The following is a 1218-nucleotide window of genomic DNA, read 5'->3' on the forward strand; positions in this document are numbered from 1 at the left end:
GTGCGCTCTAACCAGCTGAGCTATAGGCCCAGAAAAGCGGGTAACGAGAATCGAACTCGCGACAACAGCTTGGAAGGCTGTGGTTTTACCACTAAACTATACCCGCATTTCTAATGGCGCGGGACGGAATCGAACCGCCGACACACGGAGCTTCAATCCGTTGCTCTACCGACTGAGCTACCGAGCCAAAAGCGGTCCGTACGAGACTCGAACTCGTGATCTCCTGCGTGACAGGCAGGCGTCCTAACCAGCTAGACCAACGGACCATAATTGCGGGAGCTGGATTTGAACCAACGACCTTCGGGTTATGAGCCCGACGAGCTACCAGACTGCTCCATCCCGCGATAATAAAAAGGAGGATGAGAGATTCGAACTCTCGCGTGGTTTGACCCACCTGACGGTTTTCAAGACCGTTCCCTTCAGCCAGACTTGGGTAATCCTCCAAAATGATAATAAACATGATCATGCCTAAGGCCATCTGAAAATGGACCTTGTAGGACTCGAACCTACGACCGGACGGTTATGAGCCGTCTGCTCTAACCAACTGAGCTAAAGGTCCGAGCTATGATCAAATCGCGGCGGGGGGGATCGAACCCTCGACCTCCCGGGTATGAACCGGACGCTCTAGCCAGCTGAGCTACACCGCGATGGTCTTTAAATAAAGATCAAACTTATTTAAATCGGGAAGACAGGATTCGAACCTGCGACCCCCTGGTCCCAAACCAGGTGCTCTACCAAGCTGAGCTACTTCCCGTTAAAATGCACCCAGTAGGAGTCGAACCTACAACCTTCTGATTCGTAGTCAGACACTCTATCCAGTTGCGCTATGGGTGCGTCATAATAAGATGAAACAGTGTTACATGATGAATCAATGCCGAGGACCGGGATCGAACCGGTACGGTCATCACTGACCGCAGGATTTTAAGTCCTGTGCGTCTGCCAATTCCGCCACCCCGGCGTTTTGGCAAAAGCGGAAGACGGGATTCGAACCCGCGACCCCCACCATGGCAAGGTGATGTTCTACCACTGAACTACTTCCGCATATTAAACTAATGCCGACTAGAAGATTCGAACTTCCGACCCCCTGTTTACAAGACAGGTGCTCTACCAACTGAGCTAAGTCGGCAAATGAATTACCGTATGACTCGTCAACTGGCAGTTGACATTGGTGAATGAGCCGTGACAGGCTCGAACTGTCGACCCTCTGATTAAAAGTCA

At 51.6% G+C, this 1218-nt stretch carries 12 tRNA genes; all 12 read right to left on the minus strand.

Annotated elements, in window-relative coordinates:
• Nucleotides 1–35: 35 nt before the first annotated feature.
• Nucleotides 36–106: transfer RNA gene (locus FC96_RS12500), tRNA-Gly, on the minus strand.
• Nucleotides 107–114: 8 nt separating this feature from the next.
• Nucleotides 115–187: transfer RNA gene (locus tag FC96_RS12505), tRNA-Phe, on the minus strand.
• A gap of 5 nt (nt 188–192) precedes the next feature.
• Nucleotides 193–266: transfer RNA gene (locus tag FC96_RS12510), tRNA-Asp, on the minus strand.
• Between the two features lie 4 nt (nt 267–270).
• Nucleotides 271–344, minus strand: a tRNA-Met gene (locus FC96_RS12515).
• Nucleotides 345–353: 9 nt separating this feature from the next.
• Nucleotides 354–443, minus strand: a tRNA-Ser gene (locus FC96_RS12520).
• A 42-nt stretch (nt 444–485) separates the two neighbouring features.
• A tRNA-Ile gene (locus tag FC96_RS12525) sits at nt 486–559 on the minus strand.
• Nucleotides 560–573: 14 nt separating this feature from the next.
• Nucleotides 574–647 (minus strand) — tRNA-Met (locus tag FC96_RS12530).
• Nucleotides 648–680: 33 nt separating this feature from the next.
• Nucleotides 681–754: transfer RNA gene (locus tag FC96_RS12535), tRNA-Pro, on the minus strand.
• Between the two features lie 6 nt (nt 755–760).
• A tRNA-Arg gene (locus tag FC96_RS12540) sits at nt 761–834 on the minus strand.
• A gap of 38 nt (nt 835–872) precedes the next feature.
• A tRNA-Leu gene (locus FC96_RS12545) sits at nt 873–958 on the minus strand.
• Between the two features lie 11 nt (nt 959–969).
• Nucleotides 970–1041: transfer RNA gene (locus tag FC96_RS12550), tRNA-Gly, on the minus strand.
• A 12-nt stretch (nt 1042–1053) separates the two neighbouring features.
• Nucleotides 1054–1126, minus strand: a tRNA-Thr gene (locus FC96_RS12555).
• Nucleotides 1127–1218 lie beyond the last annotated feature (92 nt).

The organism is Secundilactobacillus kimchicus JCM 15530, from assembly GCF_001433995.1.
Classification (GTDB): domain Bacteria; phylum Bacillota; class Bacilli; order Lactobacillales; family Lactobacillaceae; genus Secundilactobacillus; species Secundilactobacillus kimchicus.